The sequence below is a fragment of the Vibrio sp. ABH4_348 genome (assembly GCF_056159765.1).
On record NZ_JBSWVW010000001.1, the window covers coordinates 1,502,600 to 1,520,854 of the forward strand.

The window sequence follows — 18,255 nt, forward strand, 5'->3', positions numbered from 1 at the left end:
AATGTCAGTTCTGCTGATTTGAACTAGTCAAATAGCAACACTGACTCGCCCTCAACCATCACCTTGCGAATTTGAGTTTGATAGACCTCTGACAACAACTCGCCGTTTAACACATTAGACGACACGTCGTAAGCAACCATTTGACCTTCGTTTAACAGCAGCGCTTTATCTGAATGGTGAAGCGTTCGGTTAAGATCGTGATTGGCGATAATAACAGTCACGCCGCGGGCCGCGACTTCGTGAATCAGTTGATACAATAAACCTTGCTGGCCAACATCTAGTGGCGCAGCAGGTTCATCCAACAAAAGGACTTGCGGGCCAGAGTTCAAAGTTGGCCAGATCTGAATAAACGCGCCCACCAACCTCACACGTTGCCATTCCCCACCAGACAGCTCAAATATATTACAGTGTAACTTATCGTCGATTTTTAACCGTGAGCAAAGTTGGTGAATAGCGTCATTTGCACGTTCCGATTCTGCTGAAATAGCTTTCGGCAAGGACAAGGCTAAATACTGAACAACGGATACATTAAACGCTGGTCGCTCCGATTGTGACAGAAAAGACCGAACATTTGTTTGTTCCTCAACAGAGAGTTTGGTCCAATCAGCTCCATTACAGCTCACCTCACCATCAAAGCCAATCATGCCAGCCAAAGCAGATAGCAAGGTCGATTTACCGCTGCCATTTGGCCCAATGATGTGAATCACTTCTCCAGCATCTATTGAAAAGGATATGCGGGCAAGCCTGGTATCGACCGTAAGCTGATTAACATACATCATGGTTTTTCACCAGCATCCAAATAAAGATAGGCGCACCGATAGTTGTCGTTACCACACCTAGTGGTAATTCCGTTGCACCAAAGCCAACTCTTGCAATTGTATCGGCTAAGGCCAGGACACAAGCTCCAGTCAACGCGCTTAACGGCAGCAGGTATCGATTTTCAGAACCAAGCCCGAGACGTAAGATGTGCGGCACCACCAGACCAACAAAGCTAATGACACCTCCCAGAGCAACGGTTCCTCCAATCAAAATCGACACTGCCAAGATAAGCTTCCAGCGGATTTTGTTTGCGTCTACACCAAGTTGCCGAGCATGCATGGCGCCTAGCATAAGTTTGTCCAATACATTGCCTTGAACTAACAGCCAAAGCAGTGGCAAAACCATGACAAGCAAGATTAAAATCTGTGACCAATTGACCCCGCTTACGCTGCCCATTAACCAATACATGAGTAACCGCATTCCCAAATCGTCACTATAATAGAATGCCCAAGTGACGACTGCACCAGACAAAATGCCTAGCGCAACACCGACCAATAAAAGCTTTGTGGTTGAGAGATGCATGGTCTTAGCGATGGTAACCAGCAAAAAAGTGAACACCAAAGCTCCCATCATTGCCGCTGCCATCATCGCAAATGGCGATACCAGTAGAGGGAAAGTGAAAATAAGAATGACCATGGCTACACTGGCGCCACCGGATATACCTAACACGCTTGGTTCAGCGAGAACATTGCTCAGTAAAACTTGCAGGACTGCTCCAGAAACCGCGAGTGCGGCACCAATTGCTAACGCGGCCAGTAATCGCGGTAAACGCAGCTCAAAAATTAGCTTTTGCTCCAAGCCAGATAATGGCTCAAACGGAGAGATCATGACGGAGCCAACCAACAAATAGAACACGGCGATGACGATTGTCATCACACAGGCAATGGCTATTGAAACCCGCCACTTGTTGCGTCGTTGAGCAAGTCGCTCACTGAATTGCATGTAACTGCACCTACCCCAAAAACCACGATCTTAGCTTTCTACGTTAGCTCTAACCATGAATTGAAACAACAAAAAGCACAAAACCCAAGCCTGGGCTTGGGTTTTGATGGACTAAATTCGACTATGTTTAATCGTAAACCAGCTCGTCATTTTCAAATCGAACTTTAACCGGACAGACCATCAATGCAGCCCGTTGTCCAACTTCAACATGTCGATTGGGAAACACGATGGCTTCGTCTTCGTTTTTGGCCATCAGAGGTTTGTCGCCATCATGACCAAAGACTTCCCCGTGTTTAAATGAGGTGAAGTTTTGAACATCGTCATCGAAGATAAAGTCGAAGTCCTCATGCAACCTGACTAGCGTTCGGCTTACTCGATACATACGAGCACGCTTAGGTAGATGTTCCGAGTCACTGCGGGCAATCAAATCGCGCAAAGACAAATCGAAAGCGACCAATTTGTCTAAATCATTTTCACCAAACGGTGCAACTCTACCCAGTTCGATGGTGATCGCTTGCGCGGCAAATTCCTCTGCACTAAACCAAGTAAATGTGCCCGATGGTGCGTTAGACAACAAGATGGCTTCAACGTGGGCGCTTTCTAAGAAGCTCATAAGCGCGCGTGAACGAACTTTATGGCGAACACGAGGACTTACTGCAAAAGAATAGTGTTTCGACAAGCGAATTGCACAATGCAGGTCCATATGCCAGCGAGTGTGTTTCTGTGTGCCCTCGTAGAATTGCGCCACTAATTCACACAGATGTGCGGCAATTTTGGTCTCGGTTGATTCGTCATGATCTTTGTTTGAGAACAAGCGATTCATGTTCTCATCGATAAAACGTACGTGTTTTAGCGTCGCTTCTGGGTGTGCGACAATGAATAGACAGCGCTCATTAACTGGCTGAAAGCCTGAAGTAATGTCACTAATGATCTTGTCGACAATCTCCATTGGCGCCGTTTCATCACCATGAATACCACAAGATACAACCAGATTTTTTGTGTCTTCGTTGTAGTCACGTGGGATGACTTCCAGCACGCCGCGCTCATGAAGAATGAGTTTGTGACCTTCGGTTAAGATATGCTCAGTCTTCTCAACCACTTGGTCCATATCCAAGGTATCGACTAAAAATGATTGACGAAAATAAGACGTCGTCATGCGCTACTCCTTTGTTGCACCGCGGGCATGGTAAGAAAATGGTGGCTCAAAATATACAGTGATTGTCTCACTTCTTAACTTTTACGAAAATTGAGCGCTGAAAAAAGGCCCTGTTGGCGTTGCACCTGATCACTTTACTCAAGCAAGTGTGGGCTTCACACCGCAACGGCGTTGAACTTTGATCTAGACGGCATTAATTAAGAGAGAATGTGACATGTCACTTTTCCAACAGTGGTTGACCTATCACTTTGATAGATTGGAACATTTGGTCACCTTTAAAAACTTGAATATGGGTAAGCGACGCGTTGCCAATTGACAAATGGGTATGCCAATTGGGGTTACTTGGTTCTATATCTAAAATGGATGCCAAGATACTGCGAATCACCCCTGCATGTGTGACAACCAAGGTATCTTCATTAACGGATGACGATATCCTGTCCCACACTCCAATCACCCTTTGATGGAACTCGATAAGACTTTCTGCGCCCGGCAATGGATTGTTAAAAGAGTCCGCCCAAAACTTTTCAAGGTGCGTCCAGTTCTCGCTGCCTTGTTCAATCGAATCAAATTCGACGCCGTCCAAATCACCGAAACTCATTTCTTGTAGGTCGTTCATACACGAAGTTGCTAGGTTGCGCCGACTTGCCACTAACCGCGCTAATTCAGCGCAGCGCGTCAAAGGCGAAGTGATAACGGAATTAGCATTGAGTGATTGCAGACTATCACAAATCGCTTGTTGAATATCTGAGCATACCGCGACATCAGTGCGACCATTTAGCGCCGCCGGACCGATGGTTTTGCCATGGCGAACCAAATAGATATTAATGGGAGTCATCTTAATAGCCTCTATTTCAGAGTCAGTGGGAGTCCAGCAGAAACTAGCGTGACATGATCGGCGATTGCGGCAACTTTTTGATTCATCCAACCAGCGTGGTCTACATAAAATCGAGTCAGTTTACCCATGGGCACCACACCCATTCCGACTTCATTGGACACCACAACTACTCTAGCGGGACACTTGTCGAGTGAAGCAGCCAAGGCATCGACATATCGACTAACTTCATTAGCACAATGCTGGTCCAAGTTATCGTCTTCACCTTTTGATATTTCAAACAAGACGTTGTTTAACCATACCGTGAGACAATCTACTAATACCACATCTTGACGAGTGAACTGGCAAAGGTAATCCGCTAACTCGAGTTGCGACTCGTGATTGATCCAACGTTTGTCTCTGCGTTGCTGGTGCAAATCAATTCTGTCTTTCATCTCTGAATCGAAAGCAACCGCCGTTGCAATGTAGTGAGCACGATCTTGAGTGGCACTGAGCACCAGCTGTTCCGCATGTCGCGATTTACCGGAACGCGCGCCGCCTAACACTAGGTGCACTGTCATGACAAGCCAACCCCGACTAGAACAACTAAATTAAACAAAAGCTCGAACACTTGCTGCGCACCACCCAAGCAATCGCCAGTAAAGCCACCGATTTTGGTCAACAGCCAACGTTTAAACACTGCACGAGTGACAAACAATACTGCTAGTACCGTGGCTATAAGTATGGGTTCAAACATAAAGAGCGGTAGTATTCCAATACCCCATAAACAAACCATTTCAAACACAGTTTGTTTGTTGATTGGTTTATCAGACTGATTGTCTGCAAGTGATTTACTTTTCGAATTGTCTGAATTGGATACATAAGGCAGTTGGTACATTAGGCTTGCAGCAAATGCTCGGCTGACACTGTAACCTGCTATCCACACCCAAAACAAATTAGTGGTGCTAACTAAATCCGAAAGTAGCGAAAATTTGACAATCAACGCCATAACAATTGCCACGGCACCATAGCTGCCGATTCGACTGTCCTTCATGATTTCTAGACGACGCTCGACCGTCATCCCACCACCCATGCCGTCGGACATATCGGCCAAGCCATCTTCGTGGAAAGCACCGGTTAACAACAGGCTGACAGTCATGGTAATCGCAATCGCTGAATTAACAGGTATTAGTTGAGCTAGCCCAAGCCAAACGGTCGCGCAAATTCCGCCGAGCAGCAGGCCCACCAGCGAGAGATAGCGAGCGGATTGCTGCATTCTGGTCTCGCTGTAGGGTGTTTTACTGGGAATGGGTAGCCGAGAGAAGAAACTCACGGCCAACCAAAATAACTCTAACTGATACTTCAGCCGGTTCACTACACTGTCACTCCAGCATCGGCAAAACTGGCCATATTATTGTAAAACTCAGCCGCCGAACGAACCAACGGAACCGCAAGTGCAGCGCCAGTTCCCTCGCCAAGGCGAAGCTCAAGATCCAGTAAAGGCTTGGCGTTCAGTTCTTCCAGCAAATATTTATGCCCGGCTTCATGACTTTGGTGAGCAAAAATCATCACTTCGCGGCAACTTGGCTCAATTAAAGTCGCGAGGTAAGCGGCTGAGGTTGCAATAAAGCCATCGACGATCACCGGAACGCGCTGACGTCCACACTCGATGAACCCACCGACCATTTGTACAATCTCAAAGCCGCCCAAATCGGCTAGAATTTCTTTCGCGCCTGTTGCTTCACAGCGCTGTACTGCTTTGGTTATTAATGCCACTTTTCGAATGTATTGCTCATTACTGATTCCGGTACCTAAACCCACACACTGCGGGACATCGCGGCCTGAACAATATGCGAGTAGCGCCGCAGCCGGACTGGTGTTGCCAATTCCCATTTCACCAAACAGCAATAAGTTTTTACCCGACTCGACCGCTTGTTTTACTGACTCCGCACCAAAGCTCAATCCTTGCTCCATTTGCTCTAGACTCATTGCGGGCTCGTTGGCAATGTTCGCGGTTCCAGCCCCTAAACGTTGCTCGGTAACGGATTCGCTTTCTATAGAAGCCAGCATTCCTGCATCCACCACTTTAAAGTCGATTTGGTTCGCACGACTAAAACAATTGATTGCAGCACCGCCACCAACAAAATTGTGGACCATCTGCTGAGTGACTTCGCTTGGCGCGATGCTCACTCCTTCCGCTGCAATCCCATGGTCAGCAGCAAATACAATAACTTGTGCATCACCAACCGTGATGTTTGTAGACAGTGAGCCCGCTTTAATACTCTCGTTTAGCGCCAAATCGTGGGCCAGTGTTTCCAATTGTCCGAGCGAACCTGGAGGCTTGGTTTTTTGATTGATAATCTCCCAGATTTGTTGGGATAAAATTTGAGTGTCCATTCATGGATTCCTGAAGTTAAAAATTATTTTGGTCGATTGACACTAAAGGCATCTTTTAATATTGCGTATTCACCACCGCCAAGTCGCGCGATAGGGTCCACTTTAATAGCGTCTACTTTGATTCGGTCGGTTCGCGAATCCAGTACCGTGTCGTCAATGTACACCTGCTCTATTTCTGCAAAAACTAAGGTCTGAGGTACCGAACCCACTTCTTTGATTTCGTAAAGCTTGCAGGCAAAGGCGATGGGGCAAGACTTTACTCTAGGTAAAGAAAATCCTTCAAACTCAACCAGCTCAATCTTATTTTCAACCACCTCTGATCTACCATGAGGTAGTGTAGCTGCAGTGTTAGTCATAACTTCCGCATCAGAGCTTGCCGCAATATGAATAACCATTTTTTCGGTTAGCTTGGCGTTGGCCGCGGTGTCTTTAAGCTCGCCAGTTGGTTTTTTACCCACCGAAAACATCATGATCGGTGGCTGACTGGCGATAGGAGTGAAGTATGAAAAAGGCGCAAGATTGTAGTTTTCACTTCCTGAATCGGTTAGTACCCAGGCTATCGGTCTAGGAATGATAGTTTGCGTCATCAAGTGATAAATTGAAGAAGCGTCTTGCTCACTAAAATTGATTTGCATCTTGCCCGGCCATCCTTAAGCGTTGTGTAAACTCGTGCGATGCAGATTGTAGCGCCTATGTCAGAGTAAGCTCAAGATCTCAAACCATTGCTTGTCCAACACGGTATAAAAAATGCTTCTCTAAACGAGAGATTCGAGAATAAAACAGTGAGTTGCTACGACTCAAATTCAAACTGACATATTATGTGAGGCTTAACATGCATTTAAACAGCCGCGGACTTAAAAATCGAAACAACAAAAAGCCAACTCATCAATCTTCAAAAAAAAGAATGCCTATATTCGTTTCAAATTGAAGTTCATTATGAGAACGAATAGGGCCATTAATTTAAGCTCGTTGTTACCGAACCAGTTCGTGAGTTGTACCAGATAACGTATTTAGCGGAATTGGGATCAGTTGAGAAGCCAGAACCCGTATAGATGTAATAACAAAGGGCCCACGACGTCACACTAGTGCCTTCTTTGGTTAAAAACGTCAGTTGTTCTCTTCGCGCGTAAAACTCAAATTCAACTGCAGGAGGCGAGCTTGTGGTCACAGAAAGATCAGTGTCGACAATTGCCTCCCATATACCTATACATCCATCATGGCCTCGCCCTATATTGTAAGGAGCTCCCATAGGATTATTTTTATCGATTCCTAAAGGGTAACCTTCATCGTTCATATCTAATTGAGGGTTCCCGTTAGCATCCAACCCATAGCCAGGCATGTCATTAATCTCAGCACTCGAAGTTCCGTTTAAAGCCCATCTCGTATGCGAGAATCTCACCGCCTCTTGAAACTGAGCTTTGACTCCCAACACTCTAGCTCTGTGTGTTTCCTCAGTTAAGTTAGTAAATTTTGGTGCTGCAATCGCTGCTAGAACACCAATCACTACAATCGCTACTATCAACTCAATTAAAGTAAATCCTTGTATTCGCAAGCTCAATCAACCGGATATAAAATCAAATGCACATAATAAAAGCGTAGCTTAAGAATGCTAAATTTAGGGAATTGTGTTCACACACACTATTAAAAGTCAGTCTAAAGTGAATAATCGACTCAATTCCTACCAAAACACAGACACTCGGCAAAGATTCCTCTATCATAACAACCTGAATTTACGTTTTACCTTCTTAGCAATTCACGATGCCAACTACAGATCCTACTTTTTTCGTTTTTGACTACGAAACATGGGGTGTTAGCCCTGCTAAAGACAGACCGAGTCAATTTGCCGGGGTCAGGACCGACCAAGATTTTAATATCATTGGTGATCCTTTGGTTATTTATTGCCAGCCGCCGAATGACTATCTGCCTTCGCCAGAGGCAGCGTTAGTTACCGGAATTACGCCGCAAAAAGCACTGAAGGACGGTTTGCCGGAACATGAGTTTATCAATCGAATTCATGCCGAATTATCAAAGCCCAATACCACCAGCTTTGGCTACAACAGCATTCGTTTTGATGATGAGGTTACCCGTTATACCTGCTACCGCAATTTCATCGATCCTTACGCGTGGAGCTGGCAAAACGGAAATTCCCGTTGGGATTTGCTAGACGTATTGCGCGCTTGTCACGCACTTAGGCCAGAAGGGATCGAATGGCCTGAAAATGACGAGGGGTTTACTAGCTTTAGACTGGAACATTTGTCCGTTGCTAACGGTATTGAACACAGTAATGCACATGATGCGATGTCCGATGTCATTGCCACGATTGAAATGGCAAAAAAAGTCAAAGCTGCTCAGCCAAAGTTATTTGATTACTTCTTGTCGATGCGCACTAAACGCAAACTCAATGAGTTAATCGATATCGTAAATATGACACCTCTGATGCACGTGTCAGGAATGCTCGGTAGAGAGTGTCAATACACAAGTTGGATTGTGCCTATCGCTTGGCACCCGACAAATCAAAACGCGGTCATTGTTGCCGACTTAGCAAAAGATCCAACCCCGCTGTTGGAACTTTCCGCGCTCGAAATTCAAGATAGGTTGTACACCAAACGAAGCGATCTACAAGAAGACCAACTACCCATTCCAATCAAGCTGGTTCATTTAAACAAGTGTCCAATTCTTGCTCCCGCAAAAACTTTAACTGCGGAAAATGCACAGCGGATTGGCATTGATCGTCAACAGTGTTTAGACAACCTAAGTCGAATTAAAGCCGATCCTTCAATTCGAGAGAAATTGGTTCAAATATATTCTTCAGAGCCTAACTACCCAGAAAGCAACAATGTCGATGAAAAGCTGTACAACGGTTTCTTCTCGGCTGCCGATAAATCCAATATGGAAATTATCCGTGAACGCAGCCCAGAGAGTTTAGCCTCTCTAGATTTGCAGTTTGATGATTCACGTGTAGAACCATTACTGTTTCGCTATCGAGCCAGAAATTTCCCTTGGACCCTCACCGCCGATGAGCAACTTAAATGGGCGTCACACTGCCGTGAATATTTTGAAGTCAATCTCCCAAACTATATGGCTAACTTAGAAGTCTTGGTGCATCAATATCAGGATGAGGAAAAGAAATTGGCTGTTTTAAAAGCGGTTTATCAATACGTGGAAGGACTAGCCAGTTGAGCAAAAACCTAATTAAGCCGCGATTGATTTTGGTAATTCAGTACCTGGTCTCCATTGTTTGCATTTATGCATGTCTTTTTGTAGGCAACTTTGTTCAATCATGGCTTGACGTGCCAATACCGGGTAGCATTTTTGGAATGTTATTGCTCTTCTTATTACTGGTATTTCGTCTTATACCTGCTCCATGGATTAAACCGGGCGCTAACCTCTTTATTCGATACATGATTTTGCTGTTCGTGCCGATTAGTGTCGGCTTAATGCAACATTTTGAGTTATTAATGAACAATGCCATGAGTATCATTGCAAGCGCATTAGGTGCCAGTTTTATCGTTCTTGTCTCTCTTTCTTGGTCACTGCAAAAAGTACTAGGTGAAAATAAACGATGAGTATTTGGTTAGCTTTTACCGTCATTACCTTTGTCAGTGCTCGTTGGCTGAGTCAAAAGTTCAAACACCCACTGTGCAATCCACTCATAATTAGTTTAAGCGTCATTATCCCCGCGTTAATTCTTTTACACGTACCATACGAAGAGTACTACGCAGGGAATAGTTGGATTAACGCTCTGCTACAGCCTGCAGTTGTAGCCCTTGCCTACCCACTGTACGAACAGTTTCCGCAAATTCGCGCCAATTGGAGAATCATAGCGCTTGCCTGTGGCGTAGGCAGTGTGATGTCTATGTTGAGTTCGATCTTGATTGCCGTATTGTTGGGTACAGACTTAACGTTAATCGCGAGTTTAATGGGTAAATCCGTGACGACGCCAATCGCAATGGAAGTTTCAACTGTGCTGGGTGGGGAAGCAGCCATCGCGGCGATTTTGGTCCTTCTGGTTGGGCTGTTTGGCGCTATCCTCGCCTACCCCATTTATCAATGGCTCAACATCACACATCCAATTGCACGTGGGCTAACCATGGGCACGGTTTCTCATGCATTAGGCACAGCCACTTGTGTGGAAAAACAACCCGGTGATGCGGCATTCAGTTCGCTTGCACTGGTTGTATGTGGCGTCATTACCTCTATTTTGGCACCCAGTTTGTTTGCGTTTGCGGTTTGGTTATCAAGCTAGTGTTGGGCTGTAAATCCTACTTCTAACAATGAAATCCATTGCATTCGTGACTTCACTCTAAATGTGTAACAAGAAAAACCAAATTTCATTATATGGTGATTTATATCACATTAATTATGTAACCAATGGGTAAACTAAAAGACCATAAACCCTGAAGGTACCATTGCAGGTGAAATAATGATCGAGCACATACACTCTGCGCTTAATGCGCTCAGCGAACCTCTAAAGTCTCATTTAATTCCCATTTTTGAACGTAACTATTACCGTGGTTTCCTAAGCAAAAAAGATGTTGACGCCCTTCTCGCTGAATCGGAATTGTCCATCCATGAACTGCGTTTAGCTCTGTTGCCCGTAGCCGCCGCTTACGCCTATGTACCGATTTCAGATTTTCACGTCGGAGCCATTGCAACCGGAGTCAGCGGAAACCTGTATTTTGGTACTAACTTAGAGTTTTCCGGTTCGCAAATTGGCCAAACGGTTCATGCGGAGCAATGCGCAATTAGTCACGCTTGGATGAGTGGTGAAAGTGGGCTCGCGAATATGACGGTTAATTACTCGCCATGTGGTCATTGCCGACAATTTATGAATGAGCTTCCCCTCGCCAATGAGTTGGAAATCTCTTTGCCAGGAAGAGAAACACAAACGCTCACTGAGTTGCTTCCAGATGCCTTTGGTCCTAATGATTTGGATATTACTGACCGCTTAATGGGTGCTTCTTCATTGTTAATAGAGTCGGCGACTGAAAGCCAAACTTTGGAGCAGTCGAACACAGTGCAAAGAGCCTTGCAAGCTCTTCAACTCAGTCATGCACCCTATAGTAAGTCGCCAAGTGGCCTTTGTTTAACTACCAAAAATGAAGAACACTTTTGCGGTGCCTATGCTGAAAATGCGGCTTTTAACCCAAGCTTGCCTCCTCTTCAAGTTGCGTTGTGTGTCATGCGTATGCACGCCAAATCGTTTGAGGACATCAATCAGGTAGCCTTAGTCGAATCTAGAAACGCTCATATTCAACAAAAAGCGGGCACCGAAAGCCTATTAACCGTCATGAATCCTAATCTGACATTAGATTACCAACAGATTAACTAACCTTAACTTGTTCTGGCGTTTGCCACGCCATAGACTAAAAATCACTCAACTAGCTATGGTGTGGCCCAATGAAAAAGTCAACATTACTCGTCTTGTCTTGTGCAGTCCTTGCACCTCTTAGTTATACCTATTACGTCAGAGCATCAACGCCCTCAACTGCCGAGTGTTTGGGATACCAAGCAACCGATAAAGTGCTAGTCATCAATGCGGATGACCTCGGCATGCACCCCGATCTTGATGCGGCAATATTAGATATGTACGAAAAAGGCGCGATCACATCGATGTCGGTAATGGCACCTGCGCCAAGTTTTCATCAAGCCATGGCTCAAGTGAAAGAAAAAGGCTTTAAGGTGGGCGTGCACCTTACTATGACTAACGAGTGGCAAAGCGCTCATCCTTGGGGCGGAGTCCTTCCAAAAGAGCAAACTCCTTCTCTACACAATAAAGACGGTTACCTATACCCGACTAGCGACTTGGTGGGGAAATTAGCCAAACCTGAAGAAGCGGAAAAAGAACTTAGGGCGCAAATTGAAGCGATACTGGCTTACGATGTGCCCGTGACTCATATCGACGCGCATATGTTTTTTTGGTACTACAATCCTGAACTGATCAAAATTGTACGCAGCCTTGCAAAAGAATACGATTTGCCTCTGGTTGAGCAATCATGGAAAACCAAACCAGAGCAACTTAAGCAAAGCAAGGTATACAAGGCGAATGGATTATTGGTCGAGGATTCCTACTCCATTATCTATGACTTAGACATCGCAACCAACCACCCTGACAAGCTGTATCAGCAATACCTGAACCTTGTCGATGAGCTTCCTGCAGGTTTTCACCATATTGCCATTCACCCAGGTTGGGTTACCGACCAGTCGTTACAAGACATTTCGGATATTAAGCTAAGACGGGCGGACTACGATGCTTGGCTACACCCCAAAATGTTAGACAGACTCAAATCATTCAAACTGACTGACTTTTCCGACATCAAAGTCAAGCAACAGGCGTATTATCAGGGAATAGATGCTTGCCAAAGCTAATATACCCAAGTAACTTCAAGATGCAGAATTCAGAGCTACATATTCTGGTTCAGTTCAAGGAAGAGAACGCAGCGGAATGACGAGTCCTTTCCAAGTTCTTTGACGAAGAAATGAGACAGAATATGAGCTCCCAAGGGCGAGTTTAACTAGGCTTCATACTGCGTTATTGATTCTTGATTTAGAGCGACTAGATCTGCAAATCAATGCCTTGTCTGAAGCCTAGTTAATTCTCGCTGAACCTCGCATCTTGAGGTCACTTGGGTATATCTACCCTATCTAAGGCACAACAAAGCAAACCTTAATCGGTTTGCTTTTTTCATCGGGCTCACCAATAGCCTAACGCAAACGTTGATACAGTTCTTGTTGATCTAACTCGTTTTGAAATTGAGCGGGATCGATTCCTGAATCAAACACAAATTGGGTGAGCAGTTTGCGCACTGCAATCACTAAATCGTCCGAATTCCATGGCTTCTCAAAGTAGTGTTGAATACCAGCGCCATTAATCGCACTAATTGTATCGCCATGGGTGGCTTGACCGGTAAGCAACACTTTTTTGGTGTGAGTAAATCTATCATCACGGTTTAATTCAGATAGAAACTCCACGCCCGTTTGCCCCGGCATCACATGATCTGAAATCACCACCGCGACACTTTCTCCCTCTGAGTCCAACTCATCGATTAGTCCCCAAGCCTCTGCTGCAGACTCACAGTCTTCTATGTTCACCCAATGCGACAATGAGTCTAAGTCTGCAACTACAGCGCTAAGCACTTCCCTCTGATCATCAACACAAATAACGTTAAGCGTTTGCATGCAAGCCGTCCTGTTCTTGAGCCTCTTGGAGAGTATCGAGAGGCAATTTAATGCGGAAAATCGTTTTCTCTTTAGTACTTTTGACAGCAATACTGCCACCGTAAGTCAACACAATACGTTTTACTATTGAAAGACCCAGCCCAAGTCCGAAATTTAAGCCCGTTTTTTTAGTAGTAAAATTGGGCTGAAATATTTGCCGTCTGATCGCTTCCGGGATTTCAGGCCCATTATTGCTGATCATGACATGAATCCGATTGTTGTCGACTCTAGACTGAATTTCGATAAGTGGATTCTCCGTACCACTCACAGCATCACAGGCATTTTTCAGTAAGTTGGTCCACACCTGTACCCATTCGGTCATAGACCCTAAAAAATTTGGTACCTCAGATTGCCGGAATCGAACTTCGACATGACGTAACTCGCCTTTTATTAACGTCATTGATTTATTCAATGTATCGTTAATGTCTAAGGATTCAGCCGGCGACACTTCACTGCGTCCGAGTTGCTTAACCGAGCGCACAATGCCAACTGTGTGCTTTGACGCCAAACGTAAATCATGAAGATCGCGGCCCAGAGACCAAAATCTCAGTGCTTGCTGCGGATCATCAAGCCACGCTTGGCAATTTTCATCTGCTGGTATTGCTTTGGCCAAACCCTTGGCGAGATGTTTTTCGCAACCAAATCTATCTATCAGCACACTGCGTCTTAGCCTAGCCTCTGATGACGAGACGCTTTGACCGTTGATTAATCCAGTATCAAAGAACTGGCTGGCTTCTGGATTGATCTGTTCCAACAAAGTAATCACTTCCGATTCAATGTTCTCAGTTTTGGCACTAACAACTCCAATCGCGTTGTTTAACTCATGAGCAAGCCCGGCGGCTAGTTGGCCTAAAGTCGTCATTTGTTCAGCAGCATGGAGTTGAGTCAAGGCGGCTTCTTTGGCTAATGCTTCTTCACTGGCCCGGGTCTGGCGACGCTGCAACTCTTTCAAAATGACTGGCATAAACTGTTGGCTAAGCGGACCATTTAACTCCGCATCAAGAACCGGCGTCTTTTTATCGATCCACGCCAATCGACTTTCTTGTTCAGCGACAATCGTCAGTGATGCTTCATCGGTCCCCGAAAAAAAGCTGTGTACGCCAAGAAAAGCGCCCGCTTGCGCGCTAAAAACCTTTGCAGATAGTCCATCACCCGAATCTAGTTGATAGTGCGCAGTTAAGCTGCCTGACAGCACCAAATACAAACGCTGATTAACCTGACCTTGCCTCAGTAAAACGTCTCCGGGAGAAAGCTCAATTTGTCGTTCTTCATTGGAAAAATAACGCTGAATTACTTGTTGCAGTTGGGTTTCTTTTGTCATCAATCTTATTTCTGCTCTCTGCCAACCCGTGTCTATTGGATGTAACCGACTAAATTTAGAATCCAAACCATCACAAAGCTGAGTAACACGCCCACTACACCTAAAATCACGCCAACTTTGGCCATCTGATTGCTTTCAACATTACCCGTGGCATGTGCCAAGGCGTTCGGCGGAGTGCTTATAGGTAAAGACATACCTAGTGAGGCGGCAAAAGTAACCACTAGGATTAACGTCATCTCACCACCCAGTGGTTCTAGAGAAACCATAGATGCACCCATAGCGGCCATAATCGGCATCAACAAGTTAGCTGTTGCGGTATGAGACATAAAGTTTGCCATCAGCAAACACAATAGCGCCGCGCCACCTAATATTACGTAAGGCGAAAAGTTTCCAAAGGGGATACTGTCTACCAATAGCTTGGCCAAGCCAGTTTGATCAAGGGCCAGTCCTAAGGCGATACCACCAGAAACAAGCCACAGTACATCCCAAGAGATACGTTTGAGATCTTCTTTGTTGATAATACCTGTTAACGAAAATACAGCTACCGGTATCAGAGCGACGGTATAGCTATTCATACCGTGGGCCGACCCCATCAGCCACAGCAGTATGGTGACACCAAAGGTAATGTAAACAACGATCGCCTGCCTAGTCTTTAAAAATTTACCTTTAATGGTGAGCTCTATAGATTGTTGCTGCGCGCGGAAAAGGCGATTTATCAATACCCAAGCTAGTGCCAACATAATGACGACAAACGGCACGCCAAACGCCATCCATTCACCAAAGCTAATTGCACTTTCACCCACGAGATATTTTAGGGCGATCGCGTTCGGAGGTGTACCAATTGGAGTGCCAATACCACCAATATTTGCAGCGACAGGAATACTTAGAGCAAAAGCAACTCGGCCAGGATCTTTTAAACCGAACACCGCAATGACCGGGGTTAATATCGACAACATCATGGCTGTTGTGGCGGTATTTGACATGAACATGGAAAAAATCGCGGTAATCAACATTAGTCCCAACATCACGTACTTAGGCTGTTGACCGAAGGGCTTTAACAACACTCGAGCTAAGTTGACATCTAGTCGATACTTGGTGGCGGCCATCGCTAGGAAAAAACCACCCAGAAACAGCATTATAATTGGACTAGCAAACGTAGCCATTATCGCCTTGTGACTCAATAACTCACCAAATTCTGGTTTGTCCTCGCCGAGTTTAAATAAGATAAATCCTTTGTCGGACAGCATCAGTAGTTCCAGTACGATGATCACCACGGAAGTTGCATAAATTGGTATTGGTTCAAAAACCCAACATAACGCCGCCAACAAAAAGATAGCAATCACCCTTTGCTGGACAATGGTCAAGCCCTCAAATGGAAAAGCACTAACCGGTAACAACAGAACCAACAGAGGGACAAAAATAGGAATAATGTACTTGAGATAGTGGCGCATCAAAGCTTCTCGCTAGTCAGGCGTTGGAGGATGGAAAAACCAAACAGTTGACAAAGTGTGCGCCGTTTTAGTTTGTAACATTTAGAGTCAGATCAAATTTGCTCGTAATAACTCAAATATTTTTGAGCCACAACAAAAAACTCTTAACTTATTTCGTAACTCAGCAAGCAAACGTTTGCTTTTGAGGTTCCGCAGAGTAACATGCTGACAATGTAATTCATGAATAGTTAAAAAAGGTTGAGTATGTTTGGTTCTGCAACGAGCAAAAGCGCCACAAAAGTCTTGTTACTAGGGTCTGGTGAACTTGGGAAAGAAGTCGCTATCGAATGTCAACGCCTAGGCTTAGAAGTCATTGCTTGCGACCGTTATGAAGACGCACCCGCAATGCAAGTAGCTCATCGTAGTTACACCTTGGACATGTTAGATGGTGAAGCTTTGCAGACTATCATCGCTAAAGAGCAACCTGCTTTTGTCGTACCTGAAGTTGAAGCGATTGCGACCGACACTTTAGTTGCACTTGAACAAGAAGGTATCAATGTTGTACCAACGGCAAGAGCGACCAAATTGACCATGAACCGTGAAGGTATTCGCCGATTGGCCGCAGAGGAACTTGGCTTAACCACCTCCCCGTACCAATTTGCCAGTGACTTTGAGGAATTCCAAAGCGCTGTGAAAACTGTGGGTCTGCCGTGCGTCTGTAAACCTGTGATGAGCTCATCGGGTAAAGGACAAAGCGTGTTAAAAACTGAAGCGGACATTGAAACTGCTTGGAACTATGCGCAACAAGGTGGCCGAGCAGGTGCTGGCCGAGTCATTGTCGAAGGCTTTATCGACTTCGATTACGAAATCACGCAACTTACTGTACGCGCTTCTGACGGCGTACATTTCTGTGAGCCCATTGGTCACCGTCAAGAAGATGGTGACTACAGAGAATCCTGGCAGCCACAAATCATGTCTGTTGCAGCAAAAGCGAAAGCACAAGAAGCAGCGGAGAAAGTTGTTAATGCGCTTGGTGGATACGGAATTTTTGGTGTCGAGTTGTTTATCAAAGGAGATGACGTCATTTTTAATGAAGTTTCTCCTCGTCCACACGATACTGGGTTGGTAACACTGGCGTCACAAGACAAATCTGAGTTTGCCCTGCACGTTAGAGCATTCACCGGACTTCCTATCCGAAACATCACTCAATACGGTCCTGCAGCCTCTGCGGTTATTTTGGGTCAAGGTACTTCAAACGATCTACAGTTTTCTAACCTTGCTCAAGCTCTTGAGCAAGCCAACACCGATATCAAGCTATTTGCTAAACCCGATATCGATGGACGCAGACGCCTTGGTGTCGCGATTTCAACCGCGGAAAATACTGAACAAGCAATACAGGCTGCCATTAAAGCCGCCACCAGCGTTAAGATTCACTACTAACTAAAGTAAATTAACCGAAAAAGCAGAGCATTTTTGCTCTGCTTTTTTGCGTTATGCTAAGTTTCATTTCTCGATCAAATAGACCACTTCATCCCAATTAGGATTATCTGTGCGTTTGTCCGAATTTGACAAGATGGTCACCTTTAGTCCTGAGAATAGAGTGTCTACTTCATTAGAGGTCAGATGAAACGGGGGGCCGGCTTGCTGGGCTTCGTGTCTTTCTATTCCAATCAATAACATTCTGCCATTGGGATTAAGTAGAGCGAGCAAACGATCGACGTACTCTTTTCTATCTTCAGACTTCATCGCTACCAAGGCTGCTCTGTCATAGATCAGATCACACTTTGGTAAAGGAGCAGTAAACAAGTCGCCTACATATAACTCGAGTTCATCAAACTGATAAAGCTCCACCGCAGGCGGAATTGTGGTTACGGTAGGTGTATAAAAATGCTCGGAAAAGAAACTGCGAATGGCAATTTGACTGAGTTCCACGCCGACCACGTTAGCGTGTTTTTGTGCAAGCCATACGAGATCTTCTGACTTACCGCAGAGGGGTACAAAAACAACCTCATCATATTTTGGTTCGAGTTTGTTCCAGTGTGCGGTTAAACTTGGATTCACATCCAGCTCGTGAAAACCAATATCTTGGCTTGCCCACTTTTGATGCCAAAATTCGTGTTCTTTCATACTATCATTGAGGTCTGCTGACCTTATCTTCATT

At 45.2% G+C, this 18,255-nt stretch carries 19 protein-coding genes; 6 read left to right on the top strand and 13 right to left on the bottom strand.

Features of this window, described 5'->3' with window-relative positions:
- Nucleotides 1–23: 23 nt before the first annotated feature.
- The 9 genes from btuD to ACXAFJ_RS06750 all read right to left on the bottom strand — a co-directional run bounded on the left by btuD (nt 24) and on the right by ACXAFJ_RS06750 (nt 7,683).
- Nucleotides 24–779 (bottom strand): vitamin B12 ABC transporter ATP-binding protein BtuD, encoded by a 756-nt coding sequence (gene btuD, locus ACXAFJ_RS06710; protein ID WP_475322302.1) that lies wholly within the window; start codon nt 777–779, stop codon nt 24–26.
- A complete protein-coding gene (gene btuC / locus ACXAFJ_RS06715; protein ID WP_475322304.1) occupies nt 766–1,761 on the bottom strand; it encodes a vitamin B12 ABC transporter permease BtuC in 996 nt (331 codons plus the stop codon). Before btuC ends, btuD begins: the two co-directional genes overlap by 14 nt.
- A gap of 127 nt (nt 1,762–1,888) precedes the next feature.
- A complete protein-coding gene (locus tag ACXAFJ_RS06720) occupies nt 1,889–2,917 on the bottom strand; it encodes a succinylglutamate desuccinylase (protein ID WP_475322305.1) in 1,029 nt (342 codons plus the stop codon).
- Between the two features lie 217 nt (nt 2,918–3,134).
- Nucleotides 3,135–3,752 (bottom strand): histidine phosphatase family protein, encoded by a 618-nt coding sequence (locus ACXAFJ_RS06725; RefSeq protein WP_475322306.1) that lies wholly within the window; start codon nt 3,750–3,752, stop codon nt 3,135–3,137.
- An 11-nt stretch (nt 3,753–3,763) separates the two neighbouring features.
- The gene (cobU, locus tag ACXAFJ_RS06730; RefSeq protein ID WP_475322308.1) at nt 3,764–4,309 is read right to left on the bottom strand and encodes a bifunctional adenosylcobinamide kinase/adenosylcobinamide-phosphate guanylyltransferase; all 546 of its coding nucleotides are present in this window, start codon (nt 4,307–4,309) and stop codon (nt 3,764–3,766) included.
- A complete protein-coding gene (locus ACXAFJ_RS06735; protein WP_475322309.1) occupies nt 4,306–5,103 on the bottom strand; it encodes an adenosylcobinamide-GDP ribazoletransferase in 798 nt (265 codons plus the stop codon). Before ACXAFJ_RS06735 ends, cobU begins: the two co-directional genes overlap by 4 nt.
- Entirely contained in the window at nt 5,103–6,125 is a 1,023-nt protein-coding gene (cobT, locus tag ACXAFJ_RS06740; protein WP_475322311.1) for a nicotinate-nucleotide--dimethylbenzimidazole phosphoribosyltransferase, read from the bottom strand. The genes ACXAFJ_RS06735 and cobT overlap by 1 nt, the downstream gene beginning before the upstream one ends.
- Before the next feature lie 23 nt (nt 6,126–6,148).
- The gene (locus ACXAFJ_RS06745; RefSeq protein ID WP_475322312.1) at nt 6,149–6,760 is read right to left on the bottom strand and encodes a flavin reductase family protein; all 612 of its coding nucleotides are present in this window, start codon (nt 6,758–6,760) and stop codon (nt 6,149–6,151) included.
- Between the two features lie 320 nt (nt 6,761–7,080).
- Complete coding sequence (locus tag ACXAFJ_RS06750) at nt 7,081–7,683, bottom strand: type II secretion system protein (protein ID WP_475322313.1); 603 nt, start codon at nt 7,681–7,683, stop codon at nt 7,081–7,083.
- 200 nt (nt 7,684–7,883) lie between these two features.
- Here ACXAFJ_RS06750 and sbcB point away from each other — a divergent pair, with 200 nt between their 5' ends.
- From sbcB to ACXAFJ_RS06775, 5 genes are all read left to right on the top strand, one after another.
- Nucleotides 7,884–9,305 (top strand): exodeoxyribonuclease I, encoded by a 1,422-nt coding sequence (gene sbcB, locus ACXAFJ_RS06755; RefSeq protein ID WP_475322315.1) that lies wholly within the window; start codon nt 7,884–7,886, stop codon nt 9,303–9,305.
- An 11-nt stretch (nt 9,306–9,316) separates the two neighbouring features.
- Nucleotides 9,317–9,691: a CidA/LrgA family protein gene (locus ACXAFJ_RS06760; RefSeq protein ID WP_475324076.1), complete on the top strand. Its 375-nt coding sequence runs from the start codon at nt 9,317–9,319 to the stop codon at nt 9,689–9,691.
- On the top strand, nt 9,688–10,371 hold the full coding sequence (locus ACXAFJ_RS06765; RefSeq protein WP_475322316.1) for an LrgB family protein: 684 nt from the start codon (nt 9,688–9,690) through the stop codon (nt 10,369–10,371). Before ACXAFJ_RS06760 ends, ACXAFJ_RS06765 begins: the two co-directional genes overlap by 4 nt.
- A gap of 177 nt (nt 10,372–10,548) precedes the next feature.
- On the top strand, nt 10,549–11,457 hold the full coding sequence (cdd, locus tag ACXAFJ_RS06770) for a cytidine deaminase (protein ID WP_475322317.1): 909 nt from the start codon (nt 10,549–10,551) through the stop codon (nt 11,455–11,457).
- A gap of 68 nt (nt 11,458–11,525) precedes the next feature.
- A complete protein-coding gene (locus tag ACXAFJ_RS06775) occupies nt 11,526–12,494 on the top strand; it encodes a polysaccharide deacetylase family protein (protein WP_475322318.1) in 969 nt (322 codons plus the stop codon).
- Between the two features lie 336 nt (nt 12,495–12,830).
- On the opposite strand, the gene ACXAFJ_RS06780 is transcribed toward ACXAFJ_RS06775, so the two are convergent.
- From ACXAFJ_RS06780 to ACXAFJ_RS06790, 3 genes are read right to left on the bottom strand one after another with little or no spacing between them, the layout of a single operon-like run.
- Complete coding sequence (locus tag ACXAFJ_RS06780; RefSeq protein ID WP_475322320.1) at nt 12,831–13,304, bottom strand: response regulator; 474 nt, start codon at nt 13,302–13,304, stop codon at nt 12,831–12,833.
- On the bottom strand, nt 13,291–14,664 hold the full coding sequence (locus ACXAFJ_RS06785; RefSeq protein ID WP_475322321.1) for an ATP-binding protein: 1,374 nt from the start codon (nt 14,662–14,664) through the stop codon (nt 13,291–13,293). The genes ACXAFJ_RS06780 and ACXAFJ_RS06785 overlap by 14 nt, the downstream gene beginning before the upstream one ends.
- 32 nt (nt 14,665–14,696) lie before the next feature.
- The gene (locus tag ACXAFJ_RS06790; RefSeq protein ID WP_475322322.1) at nt 14,697–16,115 is read right to left on the bottom strand and encodes an SLC13 family permease; all 1,419 of its coding nucleotides are present in this window, start codon (nt 16,113–16,115) and stop codon (nt 14,697–14,699) included.
- Nucleotides 16,116–16,358: 243 nt separating this feature from the next.
- On the opposite strand from ACXAFJ_RS06790, the gene purT reads away from it, so the two are divergent.
- The gene (gene purT, locus ACXAFJ_RS06795; protein WP_475322324.1) at nt 16,359–17,534 is read left to right on the top strand and encodes a formate-dependent phosphoribosylglycinamide formyltransferase; all 1,176 of its coding nucleotides are present in this window, start codon (nt 16,359–16,361) and stop codon (nt 17,532–17,534) included.
- A gap of 63 nt (nt 17,535–17,597) precedes the next feature.
- On the opposite strand, the gene ACXAFJ_RS06800 is transcribed toward purT, so the two are convergent.
- A complete protein-coding gene (locus tag ACXAFJ_RS06800; RefSeq protein ID WP_475322325.1) occupies nt 17,598–18,221 on the bottom strand; it encodes a thiopurine S-methyltransferase in 624 nt (207 codons plus the stop codon).
- Nucleotides 18,222–18,255: the final 34 nt, after the last annotated feature.